The 24,127-nt window shown below is 68.5% G+C and carries 15 protein-coding genes; 8 read left to right on the forward strand and 7 right to left on the reverse strand.

Going from position 1 to position 24,127, the window contains the following annotated elements; genetic code table 11:
* Nucleotides 1-517 precede the first annotated feature (517 nt).
* The 5 genes from ACFWPK_RS32100 to ACFWPK_RS32120 all read right to left on the reverse strand — a co-directional run bounded on the left by ACFWPK_RS32100 (nt 518) and on the right by ACFWPK_RS32120 (nt 8,873).
* A complete protein-coding gene (locus ACFWPK_RS32100) occupies nt 518-1,777 on the reverse strand; it encodes a S1 family peptidase (protein ID WP_378922198.1) in 1,260 nt (419 codons plus the stop codon).
* 153 nt (nt 1,778-1,930) lie between these two features.
* Entirely contained in the window at nt 1,931-3,292 is a 1,362-nt protein-coding gene (locus ACFWPK_RS32105) for a S1 family peptidase (protein WP_378922199.1), read from the reverse strand.
* A 118-nt stretch (nt 3,293-3,410) separates the two neighbouring features.
* Complete coding sequence (locus ACFWPK_RS32110; protein ID WP_378922201.1) at nt 3,411-4,511, reverse strand: hypothetical protein; 1,101 nt, start codon at nt 4,509-4,511, stop codon at nt 3,411-3,413.
* Nucleotides 4,512-4,555: 44 nt separating this feature from the next.
* Nucleotides 4,556-7,066: a LuxR C-terminal-related transcriptional regulator gene (locus tag ACFWPK_RS32115; RefSeq protein ID WP_378922203.1), complete on the reverse strand. Its 2,511-nt coding sequence runs from the start codon at nt 7,064-7,066 to the stop codon at nt 4,556-4,558.
* The gene (locus ACFWPK_RS32120; protein WP_378922205.1) at nt 7,059-8,873 is read right to left on the reverse strand and encodes an Hsp70 family protein; all 1,815 of its coding nucleotides are present in this window, start codon (nt 8,871-8,873) and stop codon (nt 7,059-7,061) included. Before ACFWPK_RS32120 ends, ACFWPK_RS32115 begins: the two co-directional genes overlap by 8 nt.
* A 292-nt stretch (nt 8,874-9,165) precedes the next feature.
* Between ACFWPK_RS32120 and ACFWPK_RS32125 the strand changes: the two genes are divergently transcribed.
* The 6 genes from ACFWPK_RS32125 to ACFWPK_RS32150 all read left to right on the forward strand — a co-directional run bounded on the left by ACFWPK_RS32125 (nt 9,166) and on the right by ACFWPK_RS32150 (nt 19,385).
* A complete protein-coding gene (locus ACFWPK_RS32125) occupies nt 9,166-11,949 on the forward strand; it encodes an IniB N-terminal domain-containing protein (RefSeq protein ID WP_378922207.1) in 2,784 nt (927 codons plus the stop codon).
* A 17-nt stretch (nt 11,950-11,966) separates the two neighbouring features.
* Nucleotides 11,967-13,805: a dynamin family protein gene (locus tag ACFWPK_RS32130; protein ID WP_378922209.1), complete on the forward strand. Its 1,839-nt coding sequence runs from the start codon at nt 11,967-11,969 to the stop codon at nt 13,803-13,805.
* Between the two features lie 89 nt (nt 13,806-13,894).
* Nucleotides 13,895-15,364, forward strand: a complete 1,470-nt coding sequence (locus ACFWPK_RS32135) for a dynamin family protein (RefSeq protein ID WP_378922284.1) — start codon at nt 13,895-13,897, stop codon at nt 15,362-15,364.
* 270 nt (nt 15,365-15,634) lie between these two features.
* Nucleotides 15,635-17,779: a hypothetical protein gene (locus ACFWPK_RS32140; protein ID WP_378922211.1), complete on the forward strand. Its 2,145-nt coding sequence runs from the start codon at nt 15,635-15,637 to the stop codon at nt 17,777-17,779.
* 67 nt (nt 17,780-17,846) lie between these two features.
* Nucleotides 17,847-19,058 carry an LGFP repeat-containing protein gene (locus ACFWPK_RS32145; RefSeq protein WP_378922213.1) on the forward strand — a complete coding sequence of 404 codons (1,212 nt, stop codon included), beginning with the start codon at nt 17,847-17,849 and terminating at the stop codon, nt 19,056-19,058.
* A gap of 39 nt (nt 19,059-19,097) precedes the next feature.
* Entirely contained in the window at nt 19,098-19,385 is a 288-nt protein-coding gene (locus ACFWPK_RS32150; RefSeq protein ID WP_378922214.1) for a hypothetical protein, read from the forward strand.
* 49 nt (nt 19,386-19,434) lie between these two features.
* On the opposite strand, the gene ACFWPK_RS32155 is transcribed toward ACFWPK_RS32150, so the two are convergent.
* Both ACFWPK_RS32155 and ACFWPK_RS32160 read right to left on the reverse strand, forming a co-directional pair.
* On the reverse strand, nt 19,435-19,737 hold the full coding sequence (locus tag ACFWPK_RS32155; RefSeq protein WP_378922216.1) for a hypothetical protein: 303 nt from the start codon (nt 19,735-19,737) through the stop codon (nt 19,435-19,437).
* A 21-nt stretch (nt 19,738-19,758) separates the two neighbouring features.
* Nucleotides 19,759-21,447, reverse strand: coding sequence for an MFS transporter (locus ACFWPK_RS32160; protein WP_378922218.1), 1,689 nt, complete (start codon nt 21,445-21,447; stop codon nt 19,759-19,761).
* A gap of 107 nt (nt 21,448-21,554) precedes the next feature.
* Here ACFWPK_RS32160 and ACFWPK_RS32165 point away from each other — a divergent pair, with 107 nt between their 5' ends.
* On the forward strand, nt 21,555-22,019 hold the full coding sequence (locus tag ACFWPK_RS32165) for a MarR family winged helix-turn-helix transcriptional regulator (RefSeq protein ID WP_378922220.1): 465 nt from the start codon (nt 21,555-21,557) through the stop codon (nt 22,017-22,019).
* A gap of 239 nt (nt 22,020-22,258) precedes the next feature.
* The gene (gene dnaK, locus ACFWPK_RS32170; protein ID WP_378922222.1) at nt 22,259-24,124 is read left to right on the forward strand and encodes a molecular chaperone DnaK; all 1,866 of its coding nucleotides are present in this window, start codon (nt 22,259-22,261) and stop codon (nt 24,122-24,124) included.
* The last annotated feature ends 3 nt before the right edge of the window (nt 24,125-24,127 follow it).

Consider the following 24,127-nt stretch of genomic DNA (forward strand, 5'->3'; position numbering starts at 1 on the left):
GTCAGGCACCGTTGCTTGCTCCTTCGTCGCCTACGCAACGGCGCCTGACCGGCGACCCGGCCGCGGACCGGCCACTTCGTGGCCGCCGCTCCCTAGGGGTCGCGGGTGGGGGTTGGGAGTGCGGTCATGGCGGAGCTGGGGTGCACGGGGTGGTTGGAAGTGCGGTAGGGCGGAGCTGGGGTGCGCGGGGTGGTTGGAAGTGCGGTAGGGCGGTGGACCTTGTTAGTGGGGTGTGGCTGGTAGTGCGGTAGCACGCCGGGCTCGGGGTGTGCGGCGTGGCAGGGAGGTTGAGCGGGCGGCGCAACCGACTGATCACTCGAGGACATGGGTAACTCCCCAACCACTTCCCAGCCGCTACGTACATAACGTAAGTCCGAGAGCTAACAGTCGAGCTACCGGACGACACGCTGAAGTCTCGGGGAGGCGGACAAGCCTCGGGGAGGCGGACAAGCCAAAAGGCCGGTAGCGGGAGTGCTACCGGCCTTTTTGGGGCTGCTCTGTGCCTACATGGTGTTGATCAGTTGGTGCGGACCGACAGACCGGGGTTGTCCGAGAGGACGACGGTCAGGGGCTGGGCGAACAGCTGGGGGGTGTCGCCGGTGATGGCGCCGATGATGTTCGGGATCTCGCAGATGGGGAAGTCGGCGACCGAGGACGCGCTGGAGATGCCGAGGGCGAGGCGGCCGGTGACGATGGCGCCGCCGGAGTCGCCGGGGAGGGCGCAGATGTTGGCCGAGAAGCTCTGGGTGAGCTGACGGTCGCCGACCTGGACGGTCTGGTCGATGCCGTTGATCACGCCGCAGCTGAAGCCGGTGCGGGCACCGGACTTGCAGACGGGGGCGCCGACCACGGGGATGGCCACACCGTCGACGGCGATGGGGGCGTTGCCGGGGACGCGGACCAGGTTGTTCTCGAAGCGGGCGCGCGCGTTGTCGTTGACCCGGATGATCGAGTAGTCCTGCTCGCCGAGCACCGACTTCTGGAAGGTGCCCAGCTGGGCGCCCGCACGGTCGCCGTTGACCTCGTACACGGCGGCGGCGTTGCCGGTGCCCGCGGCCTCGATGTCGGGGTTGCAGTGGCCCGCCGAGATGTTGATGACGTTGCCCGAGCGGTCGGTGCCGTTGAAGCCGAGCGAGCAGCGCAGCGAGCTGCGGCCGATCACGGAGGCGTAGCCGTCGCCGCCTGCCAGCGCGCCGTTGCCGTCACCGGCGACGGGGGTGGCGGACAGTTCGATCCGCTCGCCCGCCACCGGCGGAGCGGTGACGATGACGCGGGACGGGTCGATGAAGCTGGGCAGCGGCAGACCGGCCTGCTGCACGCGGACCGCGATCGAGTTGTTCACGGTGTCGACGACGACGCCACGCACCAGCGCGGAGATCTCCGGCGGTGCGGCAGCGAGCCAGTTCTCGAAGGCGGTCTTCTCGCCGCGCAGCGTGGACTCGCTCTTGGCGACGTTGCGGACCTCGAAACCGGCCGACTGCGCGGCTTCACGGGCCTGGTCGGTGCCGGGGCCCTGCGACAGCGCGACCACGGCGTTGCCCTGGTCACTCAGCCAGGAACCGGCGAAGACCTGCGGGAACTGACGCTGCGCGGTGGTGGAGAACGCGGCAACCTGCTGCGCGACTTCGGCGCGGCGCAGGTACTCGTCGGGCGAGATCTTCAGATCCCGGGTGACCGCCTCGATGAGCTGGGCGGGCAGGTCTACGGGCGCGGGCTGCGCATCGGCAACCGCCATCGTGGGGCCGAACAGCAGAAACGCCGCCGAAGCGGCGATCATGGATTTCCGAGCTCTTCTCGAGCTTCGCGCGGACGGGGTACGACCCATACGTGGCAGGAGCATGGTCCGAACTATATGGGCTCGAGCGACTTATGCCTACTCGGACCGGGCAAGAGATTTCGCTCACCCGGTCCGGTCGGTGATTTGTCCCGCTCAGCCCGCGTTGGACTTGGTGCGCACCATGATTCCGCTGCCGACGCCGCCGCCGGAGCTCGCCTCGATATCGGCCAGGATGGGCCGGATCGGGATGCCGAGCGAGGCGGTGCCGCCATAGGGGGCGAGCTGGGTGTTGGCTTCGGTGCAGTTGGGCGCGGCCGAGGCGTTCGAGCCGCTGGTGATGCCGAGGGCGAGCGTGCCGGACACGATGGCGCCGCCGCTGTCGCCGCCGAGGGTGCAGGCGGTACTGGCGAAGCCGCGGATCGTCTTGCTGACGCCGGCCTCGGTGAACAGCTGGGTCTCCACGTGGTCGGCCGAGACGAAACCACAGGTGAAGGTCGAGGACTGGCCGGTCTTGCAGACCGGCGCGCCGGTGACGGGTTCGGCGGTGCCGGTGAGCGTCAGCGTGGTGCCTTCGGCGCCGCGCACCCGAGGCTGGTTCATGCCCGCGTTCACCGCGCGCTCGTTGAGCTTGATCACCGAGTAGTCCAGCGAGGCGGCGCCGCCGAGCACCGCGTGGGTGAACGAGCCGACCTCGGGACTGTTGGGGATATCGCGCACATTCGGTACGTAGACCGCGGCAGAGCCGCCGCTGTCGACATTCGGATTGCAGTGGCCCGCGGAGATATTGAGCGCGTTGCCCGCGGCGTCGGTGCTGTTGAAACCGAACGAGCAGACATCGACGCCGCGCAGGTCGGCGTCGTGCAGGCTCTTCTTCGCGGTGATGTAGGTGTCGCCGCCCATCGGCTTGTACTCCACCGGACCGCCGCCGCCGGGCGAGAGCACCACCTTGATGGTGGCGATCAGGGTCGGCAGGTTGAGCATGTGGCCGGTGCCGGTGTTGGCCACGTTGAGCACCAGCTGGCTGTTGAGCGCGTCGATCGCGATCGAGCTGATCGGTGCGGAGATCGCGGGCGGCAGGCTCGCGATCCACTGACTGAGCTGGATCAGCGCGCCTTCCAGACCACCGGCCGAGATCGGCGCGAGGTGGGTCTGGTAGCCGGCGGCGGTGACGAGCTTGCCCGCCTCGGCATCGGTGGTGGCGACGACGGCCTTGCCCTCCGGCGTGAGCCAGGCACCGGCGAAGGTGTCGGGGTTCGTGGCGCGGAAGTCGTTCGCGTAGTCGCGCAGTTGCTGGGCGCGCGCGGCGCGATCGAGGTACTGGGCGGGGGTCATCCCGAGATCACGCGAGAGCGCGGTCACCAGTTCTCCGGGCAACGCATCAGCTGAGAGTTGTAGTGGCGCAGGTGGTTCCGACGACGCGATACCGGATCCGAGCAGGGGTGCGAGTAGAACAGTCGCGGCGAACCCGGCGGAGGCTGCCTTGACCGCGGCGCGACGCGCCACCAACTTGCGCATGAAATCCCTTCGTCGACAACCAGTGACCGAGAACACCGCCGGCGGCGATCATGTCGGTCAGCGCATCACTCTAAGGCACACTCGCCCAGCTGGCGCGGTTACCGTCCGGCTGCTGGATTCAGCGCTGACCCGGGATCGTCAGCGGCGCGGGGAGATAGCCAGGTGGGTAGGTCCCGAAGGGCGACCGAGGTCGGGTGGTGGTGGGGCTCGGCGTGGTCGTCGGCGGGGTGGTCGTCGGTTCCGGGGTGGTCGTCGGTGGCGCCTCGGTGGTGGTGGTCGGCTCCGGCTCGACGGTGGTGGTGACCGGCGGGGGCGTCGTCGATTCGACGACCGGCGCCGGTGGGGGCGGCACGGGTGCCGAGCTGGGGGGCAGCGTATCCGGGCGGGCATCGGAAATCGCCGGTGGCGTGACCGTCTCGGGATCGCGGATCAGCACCGAGACCGCGACACCGCCGAGCAGCAGGCCGATCAGCGCGGCGGCGGCGATCAGGAAGGGGGTTTTGCTCGGGGCGGGTTTCGCGGCGGGCACCACCGCGGGCTCAGCGATCGGCGCGGGTGCGATGGGCGCCATCGCCTTCGTCGGCAGGGGTGAGACCGGCAGCGCCGCCGAATAGGCCTGCGCGGTCACCGCGGGCGGTTGCAGCGCGGGCATCACATCGGTGGCGACCGTGGCGTTCTCGGTGACGATCGGGTCGGGCGGTGTCGCGCCCGCCGGGGTCGCCAGCACCGCGACCAGCGCGGCCTGGGCGGCGGCATTGGCGAAGGTCTTGCCCGGATCGGCGCCGTCGGTGGGCTGGGGCAGTTCGTCCTCGCCGAGCAGGGCCACCGACTTCAATCCCAGATAGTCCAGTGCCTCGCGCACGCCGCGCACGACCTCGGGCGACCAGCCCGCGGGGTGGGTCGCGTAGAACTCGGCGGGACCGCTGAGGTGCTCGGTGGTGAGATCGATCAGGCAGAACATGGCCGTCGCGAGGAGGTCTTCGGCGCGGTAGGCCTCGCCGCCGTCGACGTCGACACCGGCCGGGTCGCCGATCGCGCGCACGAATCCGGCGATCGAGTGGGCGTGCCCGGTGGGAGCGGGTCCGCCGAGGGCGGCGTCACCGTCGTCGGACATGTGCAGGACCGAAGCACGCTCGATGACCTGAACCGTGCCGTCCTCGGTGACCACCGCGGCGATGCATTCGTCATCGGCGATACGCAGGCCGACCCCAGTGGCCATCGGCGGAACACCCCTCATCTCGGCGTCGACATCGTCCGCGCGAGTCACACCAGCAATTGGCCGTGTCCCATCGCGCGCAGCATTGACAGTAATTCCGATCGTGAGCGCGCGCCTAGTCGACGTCGGATTCGCGCGACGTGATGCTCCACGGTCTTCGCGGAAATGTACAGCCTCGCGCCGATCTCGCGGTAGGTCAGACCGAGCAGAACCAGCTCGGCCACCTCGCGTTCGCGGTCGCTGAGCGTGCCTGCCTCGCTGGTCAGCGGCGTCGGCCCGGCGGGTGCCTGCGGTAGCGGTTGGGTGGTCGGTCGCGGCGGCTCGACCGGATGGGCTTGCGTGCGCACCGAACGCGCGAGTTTGAGCAAGGCGGTGGCGGTCGTGGAATCGCCCGCCGCGAGGGCGGCCTCGCTGGCCAGGCGGGCGGCGTCCCAGGTGAGCCCGAGTTCGGCCAGTGCCGACACCGCGGCCTGCACATCGGCCGCGACGACCTGCCCGCGCAGCACGAGCACCCAGGTGCGCCCGGCGTCGGCCAGCACGCCCGCCTGCCGGTCGCCCGCTTCCGCCGCCGTCTTCAGCGCGTGGGCGTGCGGCATGAGCGAGCTCGGCGACTCGTCGGCCAGTGCGGCCTGTACCCCGTACCAGTGGAACGAATTGGACCAGGCCGGTGCGCGGCCGAGCTTGCGCACCAGCGCCCGTGCGGCGTCGACGAGCGGCTCGATCCGGCGCACATCGCGCAGGCGCACCCCTGCCAGCCACAGTTCGCCGATCGGCAACAGACTCAGCAGGTCGGCTTCCAGCTCGTCGAACAGCGGGCAGGCCGCTTGCCACGCGCGAGCCAGGGCCGCGTGATCGCCGCCGCGACGTGCCAGGCCGACGGTGAGGGCGTGGGCGAGGAGTTGATCGCGTGGCGCGAGGGCGGGGATGTCGATCTCGGCGAGGGTGCTCGCGGCGCGGCGTTCGTCGCCGCCGAGCAGCGCGGTCCAGGCGGTCAGCACCGGGAGCTGCCGGCCACCGCCCATACCCGCGGCTCGACGCAGCGCGTCACCGGCGCGGCGGGGCTCGCCGCTGCCGAGGCAGAGCAGGGTGGCGATCGAGACTGCCGAGCAGGGCAGATAGCGATCGTCGCCGGTATCGGTGTTGCCCGCTTGGATCAGTGCGGAAATCGCCGCGGCCGTGCCGGTTCCGTGCGGGTCGAGCGATTCGTCGAGCGCGCCCGCGATCAGCCGGGCGCCCGCGTCGGCCTCGGTCGGCGGCCAGTGTTGCGCGGATTCGGACATGCGCGCGGCGGCGGCCTGTTCACCGGCCAGGGTGAGGACCATGACCGCGGGCGCCCAGTCGGCGCCGATTCGCTCGGGTCCGAGCCAGTTGTACAGTCCGGCAGCCCGGCTCACCAGCCCCCGGCGGGTGAGCACGCCCGCGCAGATTCGCACCGCGGCGACGAGTTCGGTGCGTGCGATGTTCTCCGCGGTCAGCAGCGGTTCGGCCAGGCGTAGCGCGGTGTCGGTGTCACCCGCGTGCGCGGCGGCCTCGGCCCAGCGCACCGCGATCGACTCGACCGGGGCGCCCGCCGCGGCCGCTGCCGCGTAGCAGCGAGCCGCCTGGTCCGACTTCTCGGCTGTGCGGCAGAGGAACTCGGCGAGCCGAGCGTCGACGACACCCGACTCGGCCAGGATCAGCGCCGTGCGATCGCGCAGCAGGCCGGCGTCGAGGCGCGCGGTGAGCAGCCTGCGCTGCACATCGACATAGCGGCGATCGCCGAGCAGCGTCCGCAGCGGACCTACGGCGGGCGAGAGGAGCAGGTCGGCATCGGTGACCAGCGCGCCCGCCCTGGCACGGTCGATCAGCTCGTGCGCGGTGGCGGTGTCGACCCCGAGCACCTCGGTGAGTTCCGTCGCGTCCAAACCGGTTCCGGTCGCCGCGATGACCAGCGTCTCGAGCAGTTCGGGTTCGACCGCTTCCAGCAGCGACCTGGTCCAGCCGGTGACAGCTTCGTCGACCGCTGTCTCGCAGGTCTCGAGCGTGGCCGCGCGGGCACCGACCAGCGCCGCGACGACACCGCCGGGAATTCCCGCAGTGAGCTGATGGATGTGCGACGCGAGCGGCTGTGACACGGCCACGCCGAGTTCCCTGGCGAACGAGGTGATGTGGGCACTACCGAGGGCCCGCAGATCCACCGTGCGGCCGTTGCGCGCCACGGCGTCGGCCAGCGCGCGCAACCGGGGATCGTGTGGGCGCGGCTGGGTGGTCAGTACGACGGAGCGCTGTCCGGTTTCGATTGCCGCGCAGAGTGCGCGAAGCTCGGCGTCGCTGTAGCGGTGGACATTGTCGGCGACGAGCACCGCCCGGTCGGGAACCCGGTTCTCGACATTGTCGGCGGATTCGACGACCGGAATGCCGCGGCCACGCAGATGTGCGCGAACGGCGTTGAGCAGGAACGATTTTCCGGTCCCGGCCCGGCCGCGGATCAACAGCAGCACTGTCTGCTGGGCGGCGGTGTCGAGATCGCGGAAAACTGTTCGGGCGTGGGGGAAGGTCTCGTGGGCGATCTCAGCCACCGTTTCCTCCGAGGACCCGGCCCGGCAGCTGCGTGCCCGATTCGATGGTCTCGTCGACCGCGCCGCCCACGCCGTCGAGCAGACCGCCGGGATCGACCTTGATGGTGGGAACTTGCGGCCGGGTCGGTGCGGGAGCGGGAGCCGGGGCCGGTGCGGGGGCCGGAGCCGGCGCGGGTGCTGGTGCGGGGGCAGGGGCCGGCGCGGGCGCCGGGGCCTGCCCAGCGGGCGGTTCCTGCGCGGCGGGACCTGGCTGACCTGCGGTCGCCGGTGTTCCGTCGGCCGGTGCTCCAACGGCGGGTGTTCCGGCGGCGGGTGCCGAAGTTCCCGCCCCGGGTGTGCTGCCGGGAGCCCCGGCATCGGTCGTGCCGACCGGGATCGCACCCGACGGCACCGCGGCGCCGGTCGTGCCGGGCTTGGCCGGGTCGGTGACCACGGAGTTCGTGGCGTTCGATGTCCCGGCCGTGCCGCCTGCGCTGGTCGAGGTGGGTGCGCCGGGGACCGATGGGGCGCCGGTGGTCGCGGCGGGTCCGGTGGGTGAGAACTGTGTGGTGCCACCGAGAGCGAGGGTGCCGGTGGCCAGCGCGGCCATGGTCAGGGCCGCCGCCGCGACGATCGCCGAGCGTTTGGCCGTGAACATCTTGGTCCGTACGGGCTCCGACGGAGGCAGCGCGAGTTCCGCGACGGCCGGTGCCACGGCCGCCGGCGCCGGTGCCACCCGCACTGCCGGGATGGCCACGGTGGGCACGCTGATCGCGGCGACATCGAGGGCGATCTCGGCCGCGCCGTGTGCCGCACAGGTCGCCGGGTCGGCGCAGGCGATCACCGGCAGGCCGAATTCGGTGGAGATCAGCTCGGCGACAAGGGGAATCGCGCCACCGCCACCGGTGAGGAGCACCCGGCTGACATCGCCGAGGGTGAGTCCGGCGCGGCGCACCGCGTCCTGGAGCAGGCTCATCGAGTCGAGCAGGATCGGACGCAGCAGATCTTCGAGCTCGCCCCGGGTCAGCCGAACCTGTTCGGTATGGATGGAAGGGTTGAGCATGCCGACGGGAATCGCCGTCGCGGTAATTCTGGAGAGCTCTTCTTTCGCAATTCTGCAGCGTTCCCGCAGTGCCGACAATTCTTCTTCGACAACGGGATCGAATGGATCGATATCATTTCCATCCAGAACATTTGCCAGCACGTAGCGCATGGTCAGCAGGTCGAATTCCGAACCGGCGATCGCGGTGCTGTGCGCCGGGGTGCCGAGCAATCCGGCCTGCTCGCCGGTGCGCAGGACCGTCACCGTCAAGCCGCTCGCGCCGAGGTCGTAGACGACCAGCGCGCCGTCGTCGAGCGGTCCGTGCTCGATCTCGTATCGGCGGACCGCGGCCAGCGGCTCGGGCACCAGCGTCACCTCGGGCAGGCCCCAGCGCGCGAGCGCGGACCTGGCGGCCTCGACCGTCTGCTCCGGCCACCATGCCGGGCAGCACGCGACGGTGGTCGGCGCCTCGGTGGATTCGGTGGCGGTGCCGGAAAGTTCGGCGATCAGCGCGCGGGTCGCGGCGGCGACCAGATCGGCTGCGTCGTGGGTGGAACCGTCCTCTGCCAGCAGATCTACCGGATCGCCGACTCTGGACAAGTAGTCCTCGACAACCACTGAGCGATGATGTCGCGTCGTGTCGGCGAAGCTCACCGATCCGTCGGCGCCGAGCGACAGCGCGCTGCGGTGTGTGAGAACCGTGGCATCGGCGCCGTCGGCTGTCGTAGCCACGGCGACCGAATTCACCGCTCCGACAGTGATGCCGAGCGCCTGACGCTCTGTCATGTGACAACCCCGTTCGCAGGACTTCCGGTGGACCGGTAACGCTTGTGTGCAGCGAGATCGCCGATGGCGGGCGTCCCACTCGATCTGTCGGTTGCTAGGGAGCAGCTGTTACCTGCGATGGGGCAAGTACGGGGAAATTCCCCTAATCGGCGGTGGGCCCCTAATGGGGCACCCCGGCGTGAACTAGGTATTCGCCCCATTACCTGTAACGACGAACCCACCTAGCGTGAAAGACATTCCAACGACAAACAGATCCGGCACCACCGCCCATGATCTGGAGGAGCTGATCTCGATGACACCTAACGCGATTCTGGAGTTCATCCTCAATCTGCTGCGCGACCCGGAGGCCGCGGCCAATTACTGCGCCAATCCTTGCTATGCGCTCGCTGAGGCAGGCCTGGCGGTTACCCCGGAGGATATCTCCGCGGTCGCCCCGATGGTGGCGGAATCCGCGCTGGTCAGCGGCGGCTCCCAGTTGCAGGCGATCGTGGCGGCAGGCGCCGCGGCGAGCACGAGCGCGGCCCTCGCCTCCACGGCGACAGCTGCCGCCGCCGTCACGGCTGCCGCGGCCGCCGACAGCGACGTCGACCTCGGCCTCGATGTCGGCCTCGGCGCCGTCACCTCGGTTGTCGCCGATGCCGCCGCGCAGGTGGGGGCAGGCCTCGACGTCGCTCTGAACGCCGTCACCGGCGCGAACGTGGATGTGAACGCCGATCTCGGCGCCGACCTGTCCGCCGGTCTGACCGGCGCCCTCGGCGCGGGCCTCGGCCTGACCGGCGCGATCGACAGCGCGGCCAACCTCGGCGCGAACCTCGGCGCAGGCCTCAACGGAGCCTTGAACGGTGCAGTTGGCGTGGGCGGCGATCTTGCTGCAGGCCTCGGCGGTGCCCTGAACGGTGCGGTCGGCGTGGGTGGAAACCTGGCCGCCGGCCTCGGTGGTGCCGTGAACGGCGCTGTAGGTGCAGGTGGGGATCTTGCTGTCGGCCTGGGTGGTGCCCTCAATGGTGCCGTCGGTGCAGGTGGCGATCTTGCTGCCGATCTGGGTGGTGCCCTGAATGGTGCCGTCGGCGCTGGTGGCGATCTCGCTGCCGATCTCGGCGGTGCCCTCAATGGTGCGGTCGGCGTGGGTGGCGATCTCGGTGGTGCCTTGAACGGTGCGGTTGGCCTGGGTGGAGACCTGGCCGCCGGCCTCGGTGGTGCCTTCAATGGTGGGGTCGGCGCGGGTGCCGATCTCGGTGGTGCTTTGGGCGGTGCGGTTGGCGCGGGTGGAGATCTGACCGCCGGCCTCGGTGGCGTACTGAATGGCGCGGCGGGTGCTGGCGCCGGTCTCGGTGCGAGCCTCGACGGTGCCTTGAATGGCGCGGTCGGCGCTGGTGCGGATATCGGTGCTGGTCTCGGCGGTGCGTTGACCGGCGCGGCGGGTGCGGGCGCAAATCTCGAGACCGGCTTGGACGCTGCCCTTGGTGGTGCGGCTGGTGCCGGTGTCGGTCTCGGTGGTGCGTTGACAGGTGCGGCTGGTGCGGGTGCCGGCCTCGGTGGCGTACTGAATGGCGTGGCGGGTGTGGGCGCCGGTCTCGGTGCGGGCCTCGACGGTGCGTTGAGTGGCGCGGTCGGCGCTGGCGGGGGCATCGGTGCTGGTCTCGGCGGTGCGTTGACCGGCGCGGCGGGTGCGGGCGCAAATCTCGAGACCGGCTTGGACGCTGCCCTTGGCGGCGCGGCTGGTGCCGGTGTCGGTCTTGGTGGTGTTCTGTCGGGTGCGGCCGGTGCGGGTGCTGGTCTTGGTGGTGTTCTGTCGGGTGCGGTCGATGCGGGTGCTGGTCTCGGTGGTGCTCTCGGCGGTGCGGTCGGCGTGGGTGGCGATGTCGCCGGTGGCTTGGATGGTGCGGTCGGGGTGGGTGGCGATGTCGCTGCTGGGCTCGGCGGTGGTCTCGAGGCCGGGCTCGGCGGTGCGACCAGCGTGGCCGGTGGACTGGGGGCAGGCGTCAACGGTGGTCTCGGAGCTGTGGCGAACGCGGGGGCGCAGGCCGCGGGTGGGCTCGGTGCCGCCGCGACCACTACGGCGATCACCGGCATCGACGGTGTGGTCGGGGCAGGTGGGGACCTCGGCACCGGCCTGGAGACCGGGTTCGGCGGTGCCGCCTCGGCGGGTACCGGGCTGATCGGTGGCTTCACCGGTGGGGCGAGCGGCGAGTCGGGTGCCGGGTTCGGTGTCGACGGACTGGTCACCGGCGGTGGCGCCGCGCAGGTCACGACAGGCTTGGAGTCGGCCGTATCCACCACGACGGGCATCGGTCTGACCACCGGCCTGCAAGGCGATCTCGAGACCGCCGCCACTTTCGGCACCGACGTCGCGGGCTCGGTCACCTCGGGTGCCCAAGCAGGGTTGACCGGTGCCGTCGAGACCGGTGTCGGTCTGGCCGGTGGCGCGCAGACAGGGTTGACCGGTGCCGTCGAATCCGGTGTCGGTCTGACCGGTGGCGCGCAGGCAGGTCTGGGCGGGCTCGCCGAGACCGGTACCGGCCTGGCCGGATCGGCGGCCGGTGGTGCACAGGTGGGTCTGAACGGTGCTGCGGATGTCGGCGCTGGACTCGCGGGTTCCGCTGTCGGCGGTGCGCAGCCAGGGTTGACCGGCGCCGTGACGACCGGCGCCGACCTGACCGGTGGTGCCGACCTGACCGGTGGTGCCCAGGCCGGAACAGGCCTCGAAACCGGCCTCGAGACCGGACTCGGCGCAGGACTGTCGGGCGCGGCTGCGGGCGGTACCCAGGTGGCGGGCGGCCTCGCCTCCGCCTTCGACGGTTCCGCGCAGGGCAGCACCGCCGCGACCGGCAACCTCACCGGCCAGACCACCGCGACTTCGACCACTCAGGTCGACGCGTCCGGCACGGTCGGCGCGACCACCCAGGGCGCGGTCACGACCGCGGCCGACACCTGGTCCGCGGTCGACGTATCCAGCGCGTTCGGTTCCGGCCTGCACGGTTCCGGCCTCGGTGGTGCCGAGGCGTCGCTCTTCGGTGAATCGAGTACCGTCACCGAGACCGGTGCCGACGTGCACACCGACGGACTGTTCCACTGAGCGAAACGGGCGCTGCGATGGCGATTCTCGCACCGAACGCGGTGCCGCTGACGACGGTGTTGTCCGACACCGTCGCGGCGGCCCACGCCGCGGGCCGCGATGACCTGGTCGGACGCCTGGAGAAGGTGGCCGAGCGGGTGCGCGACCCGCGGCACCGGATCGTCGTCACCGGGCAGCTCGGTCAGGGCAAGAGCCGGTTCGTGAACGCGCTGCTCGGGCTGGATGTGTGCCGGGTCGGCGACGACGCGACCACCGTGCTCCCCCTACAGCTGTCCTACGGCGAACAGCAGCGGGCGTACCTGGTGCTCACCGCGCCGGGCACCGACGAATCGCGGGTGGAGATCCCGTTCGACGAGATCGGCGACATCGATACCCGCAGCCCGCTGGCGCAGGGCAGACACCTCGTCCGGATCGAGGCCGAACTCCCCAGCCAGCTGCTGGCCGACGGCATCGTCCTGATCGATACCCCCGGCGTCGGCGGACACGGAAGTGCGTGCACCGCAGGTGTTCTCAGCCTCGCCGCAGCCGCCGACGCCGTGCTCGTACTCTCCGACGCCTCCACCGAGCTCACCGAACCAGAGCTCACCTTCGTCCGGCAGATCCGCGAAATGTGTCCCGCGGTCGCGGTCCTGCTCACCAAGACCGACCTGTATCCGCACTGGCGCCAGGTACTCGAGGCCGACCGCGCCCATCTGCTGCGCGCGGAAACCGATGTCACCCTGATCCCGGTGTCGGCGCTGCTGCGCGCGCACGCGCTGCGACTGCAGGACGCGGCGCTGGGCAAGGAGTCCGGTTTCGGCGTGCTGTTCGGTTTCCTGCGTGATCGGGTCGTCGCCCGCGATCAGGCGGCCACACAGCAGGCAGTGGCTCGCGAATTGCATTCGGCGGCAGAGCATCTGGCGCTGGTGCTGGGCAGCGAGCTGGTGGCGCTGCGCGATCCGGCAAGCGGCACGGCCGCGGTCAACGAGCTGCAGTCGGCCCGCGCCGCCGCCGAGGACCTGCAACGACGGACCGCGAGCTGGCAGCAGACCCTCACCGATGGCATCACCGACCTGGTCGGCGACGTCGACCACGACCTGCGCGATCGCCTGCGCGGCATCGCCCGCACCGGCCAGGAGTGGATCGACGAGAACGACCCCGGCCGGCATTGGGGCGCGATCACCGAATGGCTCACCGGCACCGTCGACACCGCGCTCGGCGACAACCTGCTGCTCACCCACCACAGAGCGGAACTGCTCGCCGAACGGATCGCGGGTCACTTCCACGAGGTCGGCGCGGTCGATCTGCCGGAGGTGCACGCCGGGATGGATGACGAGAACGGCCTGGTCAGCTCGGGTTCGCTGGCCGATCTCGAGCCGGATATCGGCTTCACGAGCAAGGTGCTGGTCGGTATGCGCGGCTCCTACGGCGGCGTGCTCATGATCGGTCTGGCCACGACTTTCGCCGGTCTGGCCATGCTGAACCCGATCTCCCTCGGCGCGGGCCTGATCGTCGGCGGCAAGGCCTATCGCGACGACAAGTCGGCCCGGCTGGCGCGCCGCCGCATCGAGGCCAACGGCGAGGTGCGCCGGTTCCTCGACGACATCGCGTTCCAGGCGGCCAAGGACACCAAGGACCGCCTGCACCGCATCCACCGTGCGTTGCGCGACCATTTCGCCGGAGTGGCCGAGCGCAGCCTGCGCTCGATCGACGCTTCGCTGCGCGCGGCACAGGACGCGGCGGCGATGGCGGCCACGCACCGCGCCGAGCGCACCGTCGTGCTGGAACGTCAGCTGCACGCGGTCGCCGAGCTGCGCCGTTACGCGGAATCGATGCAAGCCGACTCGAGACGGGCCGACGGTACGGTATCTGGGTGACCCACCGTTTCGACACCGCCGCGCCCGGCGACCGGACCACACCACCGATCCTGGCCGAAGCGCACGAGCTGATCGGCGCGGCGGCGCGGATGTTCGGCCGCGACGAGTACGCGCGCACGCTGCTCGCCGAATGCGAATACCGCCTGCGTGAGCCGTTGCGCGTCGCGCTGGCCGGTTCGATCAAGGCGGGCAAGTCGACGTTGCTGAACGCGCTGGTCGGTCAGGCGGTCGCCCCGACCGACGCCACCGAGTGCACCCGTGTGGTCACCTGGTACCGCGACGGCGCCACCCCCACGGTCACTGCCCACGCGGCCGACGGCTCGCGCGCGAATGTGATCGTGCGGCGCGGTAGCGGCGCGCACGGACTCACCTTCGATCTGAACGGTCTGCGCTGGGATGCGCGCGGCCCGCGCGAGGTGGACCATCTCGAGGTCGGCTGGCCGTCGGAGGCGTTGTCGCAGACCACGATCATCGACACCCCCGGCACGTCGTCGCTGTCGCGTGAGGTGTCGCTGCGCACCGCGCGACTGCTCACTCCCGCTGCCGCCGAGGATGATTCGCGTGCCGACGCCTCGGCGATCTCGGTGTCGGGCGCCGACGCCGTCGTCTATCTGCTGCGCCGTCTCGATGCCGCCGACGTGCGCTTTCTCGAGCAGATCGGCGCGGGCGCCGGTGGTGCGGGGCCGCTCGGCGTGATCGGGGTGGTCTCGCGCGCCGACGAGATCGGTTCGGGCCGTATCGACGCGCTGCATTCGGCCCGCGATGTCGCCGCCCGGTTCGCCGGTGAGCTGGAACGAACCGGCCTGTGCCAGGCGGTGATTCCGGTGGCGGGCTTGCTCGCGTTCGCCGCCTCGACGCTGCGGCAGCCGGAGTTCGCGGCGTTCGAGGCCCTGGCCACGGTGCCCGCGGAGGACCTCGGGATCGCGTTGCTCTCGGCGGACCGATTCGCCCGCGCCGATATTCCGCTGCCGGTCGCCCCGGAACTGCGTGCGCAGCTGGCGGATCGCTTCGGCCTGTTCGGTATTCGCATGGCCACCATGCTGATTCGACTCGGCGTCCGCGATTCCTCCTCGCTGGCAGCGGAATTGGCGGCCCGCAGCGGCATCGAGGAATTGCGTTCGGTCCTCGAGGTCCAATTCGGCCAGCGCGCCGAGGAGCTGAAGGCGCATTCGGCGCTGAGCACCCTGGACCGGATCCTGGCTGCCTACCCCGGCACCGAAGCCGATCGCCTGCGTCCCCGCGTGCGGGCCCGGCTCGCCGACGTACACGGTTTCACCGAACTCCGGCTGCTCGGCCGCTTGCGCACCGACGAATTACCCCTGCCCCCACCGGTATTGGCCGACCTGCACCGCATTCTCGGTGGTGCGGGCGTGGCCGCGCATCTACGCCTGGGCCTGCCCGCCGAGGCCGCCCCCGACTCCGTGCGCGCCACAGCCTTCGCCGCCGTCCGTACTTGGCGAACGCGAGCCACCCACCCACTCGCCGATCAAGCCACCGCCACGGCCTGTCGCGCCGCCGCCCGCAGTGCGGAAGGAATTCTGGCCGAATTCCGCGGTTAATAGCGAATATCAATTCTATGTGAGTTGTGGAATTGTTATTCGATACGCCGAATTTGTGTGTATTCTGCCGCAGATGTTCCCATCGGGACCGACACGCGTATTTGCCAAGAAGTTATCAAAAGGAATTCTATACGTGTCGGTGACCCGCCTTACATTCCGTTTGGCATGGTGGGAGGCTGGAATGCGATGCATCGTTCACCGGAATCGTCAGGTAGCACCCTTCTTGACCGTCGTTGAGATATCTCGCGACGAATTCACCTCGGAGGCGTCATGGCTAATTTCGATAATCGACCGCAGCAGCCGAAGAATCAGCCGCTGAACGTGACGGATAACGTCGTAGACCACCCTTACACCGTGCAGCGGCTGGTCGAGCAGCCAGTGGAGACCGTGGTGGACCGGCCGGTCACGATGGAGCGACTGATCGAACGTCTGGTTGTCGATACCGTCGACAACGTGGTCGACCGGCCTGTGACAGTCAACCGCCTGGTGGAGCACCCCGTCGTCTCGGTGCACGACGACGTCGTCGACAAACCCGTCACCGTCAATCGGCTGGTCGAGCATCCGGTCGTCTCGGTGCACGACGAGGTCGTCGACAAGCCGGTGACCATCAACCGCCTGGTAGAGCGGCCGGCCGTGCAAATCGTCGACGAGGTCGTCGACATGCCGGTACGGGTGCCACGCCGCATCGAACGGCCGGTGGTCAACGTCGTCGACGACGTCGTCGACACGCCCATCGATGTGCACCGTCTCGTCGAGCACCCGATCGTCAACATCGTCGACAAGGTCACCGACAAGCCGGTCGACGTGCGGCGCAATGTCGAGCACCCCGTGGTCAACATCGTCGACCAGATCACCGACAAGCCCGTCGACGTGCAGCGACTGGTGGAGAAGCTGGTCGTCAGCGTCGTCGACAAGGTGCAGACCCGGCCCACCGAGGTGCAGCGCCTGGTCGAGAATCTGATCATCGATATTCGCGACAACGTGGTCGACAAGCCGGTCAAGGTCCCACGTCTGGTCGAGAAGCCGGTGGTCTCGGTCGTCGACAAGGTCGTCGAGGTACCGGTCCAGCGGATCGTCGAACGGGTCGTCGAGAAGCCCGTGGACAAGATCATCGAGACGATCGTCGAGAAGCCGGTGGAGAAGATCGTCGAGAAGATCATCGAGGTTCCGGTCGAGAAGATCGTCTACAAGACCGTGGAGAAGCCGGTCGAGCGGATCGTCGAGGTGGTCGTCGAGAAGCCGGTGGTCAAGATCGTCGAGGTGCCGCGCGAAGTGATCGTGGAGCGCATCGTGGAGAAGCCGGTCGAGAAGATCGTCGATCGTGTCGTGGAGAAGGTTGTCGAGAAGCCGAACGTGATCGAGAAGGTTGTCGAGAAGCCGGTCGATCGCGTGGTCGAGAAGGTTGTCGAGAAGCCGAACGTGATCGAGAAGGTCGTGGAGAAGCCGGTCGATCGCGTGGTCGAGAAGGTTGTCGAGAAGCCGAACGTCGTCGAGAAGGTCGTGGAGAAGCCGGTCGACCGCATCGTGCAGAAGGTGGTCGAGAAGGTCAACCTGATCGAGAACATCATCGAGAAGCTGGTCGATCGGCCGGTTTCCCGGATTGTCGAGAAGCCCAACATCGTCGAGAAGATCGTCGAGAAGCCGGTCGACCGCCCGGTCGCCAAGACGGTGGAGAAGCCCAACATCGTGGAGAAGGTGGTCGAGAAGGTCGTCGACCGCATCGTCGAGACCGTCGTCGAGAAGCCGCATGTTGTCGAGAACATCGTCGAGCGGCCGGTCGACAAGGTGGTCAACCGGGTAGTCGAGAAGCCCAACATCATCGAGAAGGTGGTCGACAAGCCGGTGGATCGGGTGGTCGAGAAGATCGTCGAGCAGCCGAAGATCACCGAGAAGGTGATCGACAAGCCGGTGGAGAAGGTGTTCGAGAAGACCGTGCAGACCCCGATTCTGATCGAGAAGGTGGTCCACAAGGACGTCGAGATCGTGCAGGAGCGGGTGGTCGAGCATCCCATCGAGACGATCGTCGAACGGATCGTGGAACGGCCGGTCTACAAGGAGGTCGAGCGGGTCGTCGAGAAGCCGGTGGAGAAGATCGTCGAGGTCGTGGTCGAGAAGCCGGTGATCGTGCACAAGTACGTGGAGCGTCCGGTCGAGCGGGTGGTCGAGCACCGCGGTGACACCACGTCCACCTTCGTCCACGAGACGGAGGCGCAGGACAAGGACGTGCACGCGATCTATGTCGGTGACGGCCATCGGGCACCGCGCACGGAATGGGTGGAACGGTCGACCGGTGAGCACCCTGCCGACAACATCGCAGGCAATGGGCCGAAGTCCGGAGCACACCGTGCCGATCCCGGCCAGCCGAGGAAGGACGTCCCGCCGAGCGACAAGAAAGACCGCCGTCATCGCCGTTGAGCGTGCGGATGGCATTCGAGATGCGTTTCACCGCTTCGGCGGCAACTCTGGAAGAGGAGTTATGAAAATGAGTATTCTCGCGCACTATCGCCAACGGGCCGAAAACCATCGACGCAGCCGTATTCTCGCGATCGGTGGCATGACGGTGCTCGCGTTCGGGCTGCTCGGCCCCGCGCCGAGCGTTCTGGCCCAGCCGAGCCAGGATGCGGTCAGTGCTATCGACGACCGATACGAGTCCTTCGGCGGCTCCGGTTCGCTCCTCGGTCAGCCGCTCGAAGCCGCGACCGAGCTGAGCGGCGGCGCTGAACGCGCCTATACCGGTGGATACATCTATTACTCGCCCGATACCGGAGCCAGGGTGATGTACGGCGCGATCGGTGACAAATACCGCGCACTGGGCGGTCCGGAGGGTTCGCTCGGGTACCCCACCAATGACGAATCCGCTACCAGTGACGGCGCAGGTCGTTTCAATGATTTCGCCGCACCCGGTGGGGCCGCGATCTATTGGAACGAGGGAGCGCAAGCCTGGGTGGTCAAGGGCCCGGTGCTGGGAGCTTGGCGCGCCAGCGGCGATGTCGCCGGTCCGTTCGGCTACCCCACCGCCGACATGGTGAGCGTCGAGGGAGTCGATACCGGACAGTTCGCCGGTCCGGAGGGTACCGAGATCAATTGGTCGGAAGCAGGCGGATTGGCCACCGTGCCTGCCGCGCTCGCGGCAACCCTGCCCGGATTCCGGGCCGGGGCACCCAATGTGGAAGGAAACGTACCCGTGCCGACGCCCGCGCCCGCGGCTGCCCCCGTAGTCGCCGACGACCCCGGAATCAACAAATGGTGGGCCCTGCCGATCGGATTGGCGATCGCCGCTCTCGCGGGTGGCCTCATGGCGATGATCGGTCGCCGTCGTCCGACGGCCGACATTACCTCGCCTGCCCACGCGCGCGGATTCACGGCGGCTCCGGCCACCCCCGCCCCGCCGCGGTTCGACCGTCCGGTCACCCCGAAGCCTGCTCCTCCCGTCCCGCCGAAGGTGGCCGCGCCCCGCGTCACCGAGTCGACGGAACGGTTGCGGCCCAACACAATCGGCAAGGTGGACACCGGGCAGAAGCGCAGCCCGATCGGTGACGAGGTCCGTCGAGCACCGCTGGATCGTGCCGCGGCACCGGCGATGGGCCACATCGACGACCTGCACAGCGGCGAGATCCCGGTTACCTACGAGAACAACGCGGTCGGCGCCAACCAGCGCAGCGCCGACGACAAGAGCGATCCGCACCGCCGTTAGGTCCCAACGCTTCACCCGTTCCCACGCGAGGAGAGCACTATGGAATGGCTACTAGGCCTACTCGGCGGAGTCGTCGGAGGCAATCTGGCAGGCTTCGGTAAACCCGGCCTCAATGTCGCCACCAACAGCGCCGCGGGCGCAGTCGGCGGGGGCGTCACGGGCGGAATCATCCAGGCGGCCACCAGTAGTGGACTCGACTTCGGCCAGATACTCGGTCAGGTCGCGGGCGGCGGCGCCGTCGGAGCCGTCCTGACGACGGTCATCGGCTTGACCATGAAGGGCCGCAACACTGCCCACCCCACCAGGACTGCCCACCCCACCAGGTGAATCGGTCGCTATCGGCGGGCCTGCCACTGGCAGGCCCGCCGATCCGCGCTCACCCACCCAGCAACGGCACGACCTCATCGGCGAGATACTGCTCGATCCCGCGCCCGGCCCGCGCCGCCTGGACAACGGTGGTGCCGGCCGCCTCGGCCGCAGCCGTCAACACCTTCCGTGGGTCGGCTTCGACCCCGCCCCCGATCACCAGCAGGCGAACCCGCTCCCGCCCGAGGATCTCGAGTGCCTGCTCATCAGAGGTCGACCCGAGGACGCGAAATCCGAGCCCACCCACATAGCTGAGTGCGGCATCGACAACTTCACGACCACGTCCGACGGCAAGCAAATCAACTGTGTACATGCGCTTTCCACCTTTGCTGTTTCATACCGTGACGATTTGCGGCTCATCATCGAGCACTCGCTCTTCCAGCTTGGCCTCCTTCGGGAGTGCGAAGAATCCGAGGCATACCAACAGCAGCATCCCAGCACCGTAGAACAGCGTGTACCGGAACGTCTCAGCGAAGTTCACCGCGTTCGCCTCAGCGCCTGCCTCGGTGAGTGCGCGCGAAACTGCTGAGTCACCAACAAGATTCGACTGACAGCTGGCGGGCGTCACAGTCGGATCATCCTCCGCCGACCGATCACGCACGCACGCCGCGAACCCGGCGACGATCTGATCCTGGACCTGCACCGGCACTCCCTCGAGCGCCAGCTCCGCCCGGATCTCCGGCGTCACGGCTGCCACGCCGAGATCCGAATCCCGTTCCAGCGCGGTAAAGAACAGCACGCCGACCAACGCGACGCCCAGCGCGGTTCCCAGCTGCTGCCCCGTGTTCAACAGCCCGGAAGCCGACCCTGCCTCCCGAACCGGCACCTGCCGGAGCAGCAGATCGAGCGTCGGCGCCACCACCATCCCGAACCCGGCACCGGTGAGCACCAGCGGCAATGCCATCTGCCACGACGTGAACTCGCTCCCGTATCGCACCCCCATCGCGCCGTACAGCGCGAACCCCGCCGCATTCACCAGCGCCCCGATCATCAACACCCGGCGCCCGTACCGGGCAGCCAGTACTCCGACCGAAAGCCCTGCTCCCACACCGGCACCCACCGCGAACAGCGCCGAGGTGAGCCCGGCCCGCAACGGCGACCACCCGAGTCCGCCCTGCATGAACAACGTCCACACCAGGAAGAACCCACCCATGGCGATCCAGAACAACAACCAGGCTCCCAGTCCGATCGCGAACGGTCGTGACCGGAACAGCCCGAGGTCGACCAACGGCGACCGCCCCGCCCGAGCCAGCGCACGCTCATAGAGCAGGAACCCGGCGAAAACCGCGAGAGCTACCCCCATCATCACGAAAGTCCAAGCGGGCCAGTCGAGTCGACGCCCCTCGGTCACCGGGTAGACCAGCAGCAGCACAGCGGAAACCGCCAGCACCATCCCGACCGGATCCAGCCGAGGCGGCGTAGCCGACTTCGAATCGCTCATCGCGAACCACGCCGCGATGAACCCCGCGATGCCGACCGGGATGTTCACCAAGAAGATCGGCCGCCAGGCCAACCCGAACAGATCGGCCTGCACCAGCACTCCGCCGAGCGCGAGCCCGACGGCTGAGGCGGAGCCGCCGACACCGCTGTAGACGGCGATTGCCTTGGCCCGCTCCTCTTTCGGAAATGTCGTCTGAATGATGGCCAGAATCTGCGGCACCATCAATGCCCCCATCGCGCCCTGCGCGAAACGGGACCCGATCAGCACGGTCGGATCGGTGGCCAGCCCGCACGCCGCCGAGGCGATCGTGAAACCGGCCATGCCGGTGAGGAATACGCGTTTGCGACCATAGATGTCGCCGAGTCGCCCACCGGTGATCAACACCGCGGCGAAGGCGAGGACGTACGCGGCGATGATCCATTCGAGCTGTGAGTACTCGGCGTGCAGGTCGTTGCGAATGCTCGGCACGGCCACGTTGACGATGGTCACGTCGAGTAGATCCATGAAGCCGGCGGCCAGGACCACCGCGAAGGCGATCCAGCGCCGGGGATCGGCGTCGGGGGGAGTGGGAGAGGTAGTCACGATGGTCTCTCTTCGAGTAGGGAAGTCCTCTCAAACTATGCACCTCGAGTGATTATCAATCAAGAGTGCAATCACGAACGGTGCGTTAATCGGCGTATCGTAGGGGTGTGACCGACCCGACGCAGCTGTCGACCCATGCCGGATTCCTCCTCGGCCAACTGGGCTTCCATACCGCCTACCGCTTCGGTGATCTGCTGGCGCCGCTCGGTATCAAACCCCGTCACTTCGGCATGCTGAAGCTCCTGAGGGCCCATGACGGCCGCACTCAGCAGGAGCTCGGTGAGGCTCTGGAGATCCACCGCAACGTCATGGTCGGCCTGGTGGACGACCTGGAAAAACGCGATCTCGTCGAACGCCGCCGCCACCCCAGCGATCGCCGAGCGCATGCCCTCCACCTCCTCCCTGCCGCCCACGCGCTCCTTGCCGAAGCCGAGCAGCGGGTAGCCGAGCTGGACGCCGAAGTCCTGTCCCCCCTGTCTCCCGAGGACCGCACCCTCTTCCTCGATCTCCTGCGCCGAACCGCCGAAGGCAACGGCCTTCGCCCCGGCATCCACCCCGGCCTCACTCGATAGTTCCCTCTCCGGACCGTCACGATCCAGTATCAGGGGCTGCAGTTGAGCGCACTCGTGGCAAGAATGGCCGGGGGTCGGGAAGTTTTTTTCGGGTGGCGGGAATGAATCGCCGCAGCTACTGGTTGTGCTGATCAACAACATGAGCGGACCTGACTCAACTTCGGGTTGACTCACGGTGGATCTCGAAGGCAGGATTGAGCCCACTACGCTCAGCCCATCAAAAACAGGAGGAAACCACTATGGCTCGTGCGGTCGGAATCGACCTCGGGACCACGAACTCCGTCGTCGCCGTGCTCGAAGGCGGCGAGCCGGTCGTCGTCGCGAACTCGGAAGGCTCGCGCACCACCCCCTCGATCGTCGCCTTCGCGAAGAACGGCGAGGTTCTCGTCGGTCAGCCCGCGAAGAACCAGGCGGTCACCAACGTCGACCGCACCATCCGCTCGGTCAAGCGCCACATCGGCACCGACTGGAACGTCGAGATCGACGACAAGAAGTACACGCCGCAGGAGATCTCCGCGCGCACGCTGATGAAGCTGAAGCGCGACGCCGAGGCCTACCTGGGCGAGGAGATCACCGACGCCGTGATCACCGTCCCGGCCTACTTCGAAGACGCCCAGCGTCAGGCCACCAAGGAAGCCGGCCAGATCGCCGGACTCAACGTGCTGCGCATCGTCAACGAGCCCACCGCCGCCGCGCTGGCGTACGGCCTGGACAAGGGCGACAAAGAGCAGACCATCCTGGTCTTCGACCTCGGCGGCGGCACCTTCGACGTCTCGCTGCTGGAAATCGGCGAGGGCGTCGTCGAGGTCCGCGCGACCTCCGGTGACAACCACCTCGGTGGCGACGACTGGGACGAGCGCGTCGTTTCCTGGCTGGTCGACAAGTTCAAGGCGTCCTCGGGCATCGACCTGACCAAGGACAAGATGGCCATGCAGCGTCTGCGCGAGGCTGCCGAGAAGGCCAAGATCGAACTGTCCTCGGGCCAGTCCACCTCGATCAACCTGCCCTACATCACCGTCGACGCGGACAAGAACCCGCTGTTCCTCGACGAGCAGCTCACCCGCTCGGAGTTCCAGAAGATCACCTCTGATCTGCTGGATCGCACCCGCGCGCCGTTCCAGTCCGTGATCAAGGACTCGGGCCTGAACGTGGCCGATATCGACCACGTCGTGCTCGTCGGTGGCTCCACCCGTATGCCCGCCGTGTCCGACCTGGTCAAGGAACTGACCGGCGGCCGCGAGCCCAACAAGGGCGTGAACCCGGACGAGGTCGTCGCCGTCGGCGCAGCCCTGCAGGCCGGCGTGCTCAAGGGTGAGGTCAAGGACGTCCTGCTGCTCGATGTCACCCCGCTGTCGCTGGGCATCGAGACCAAGGGTGGCGTGATGACCAAGCTCATCGAGCGCAACACCACCATCCCCACCAAGCGCTCGGAAACCTTCACCACCGCTGACGACAACCAGCCTTCGGTGCAGATCCAGGTGTTCCAGGGTGAGCGCGAGATCGCCTCGCACAACAAGCTGCTCGGCTCCTTCGAGCTCACCGGCCTGCCGCCCGCCCCGCGTGGCGTGCCGCAGATCGAGGTCACCTTCGACATCGACGCCAACGGCATCGTGCACGTCACCGCGAAGGACAAGGGCACCGGCAAGGAAAACAAGATCAAGATCCAGGACGGCTCCGGTCTGTCCAAGGAAGAGATCGACCGCATGGTCGCCGACGCCGAGGCGCACGCCGCCGACGACAAGGCGCGCCGTGAGGAGGCCGAGACCCGCAACCAGGCCGAGTCGCTGGTGCACCAGACCGAGAAGTTCATCAACGAGCAGAAGCTGAGCGAGGGTGGCGCACAGGTCTCCGCCGATCAGCTGGCGAAGGTGGAGAACGCGGTCACCGAGGCCAAGCAGGCGCTGGAAGGCACCGATATCTCCGCGGTGAAGTCGGCCGTGGAGAAGCTGGCCACCGAGTCGCAGGCGCTTGGCCAGGCGATCTACGAAGCCTCCGCCGCCGCCGACGCGCAGTCCGGCAACGGCGCGGGCCCGAGCCAGGCCGATGACGACCAGGTCGTCGACGCGGAGGTCGTGGACGAGCCGGTCGACACGGACAAGAAGTGACCG

Origin of the sequence: Nocardia sp. NPDC058519, from assembly GCF_042719755.1 — a bacterium.
Classification (GTDB): Bacteria; Actinomycetota; Actinomycetes; order Mycobacteriales; family Mycobacteriaceae; genus Nocardia.

Coding starts and splice junctions, on each gene's coding strand:
- ACFWPK_RS32100 (WP_378922198.1), bottom strand. CDS start 1,777: ATGATCGCCGCTTCGGCGGCGTTTCTGCTGTTCGGCCCCACGATGGCG.
- ACFWPK_RS32150 (WP_378922214.1), top strand. CDS start 19,098: ATGGAATGGCTACTAGGCCTACTCGGCGGAGTCGTCGGAGGCAATCTG.
- ACFWPK_RS32145 (WP_378922213.1), top strand. CDS start 17,847: ATGAGTATTCTCGCGCACTATCGCCAACGGGCCGAAAACCATCGACGC.
- ACFWPK_RS32110 (WP_378922201.1), bottom strand. CDS start 4,511: ATGGCCACTGGGGTCGGCCTGCGTATCGCCGATGACGAATGCATCGCC.
- ACFWPK_RS32125 (WP_378922207.1), top strand. CDS start 9,166: ATGACACCTAACGCGATTCTGGAGTTCATCCTCAATCTGCTGCGCGAC.
- ACFWPK_RS32140 (WP_378922211.1), top strand. CDS start 15,635: ATGGCTAATTTCGATAATCGACCGCAGCAGCCGAAGAATCAGCCGCTG.
- ACFWPK_RS32105 (WP_378922199.1), bottom strand. CDS start 3,292: ATGCGCAAGTTGGTGGCGCGTCGCGCCGCGGTCAAGGCAGCCTCCGCC.
- ACFWPK_RS32135 (WP_378922284.1), top strand. CDS start 13,895: ATGTTCGGCCGCGACGAGTACGCGCGCACGCTGCTCGCCGAATGCGAA.
- ACFWPK_RS32120 (WP_378922205.1), bottom strand. CDS start 8,873: ATGACAGAGCGTCAGGCGCTCGGCATCACTGTCGGAGCGGTGAATTCG.
- ACFWPK_RS32155 (WP_378922216.1), bottom strand. CDS start 19,737: ATGTACACAGTTGATTTGCTTGCCGTCGGACGTGGTCGTGAAGTTGTC.
- dnaK (WP_378922222.1), top strand. CDS start 22,259: ATGGCTCGTGCGGTCGGAATCGACCTCGGGACCACGAACTCCGTCGTC.
- ACFWPK_RS32130 (WP_378922209.1), top strand. CDS start 11,967: ATGGCGATTCTCGCACCGAACGCGGTGCCGCTGACGACGGTGTTGTCC.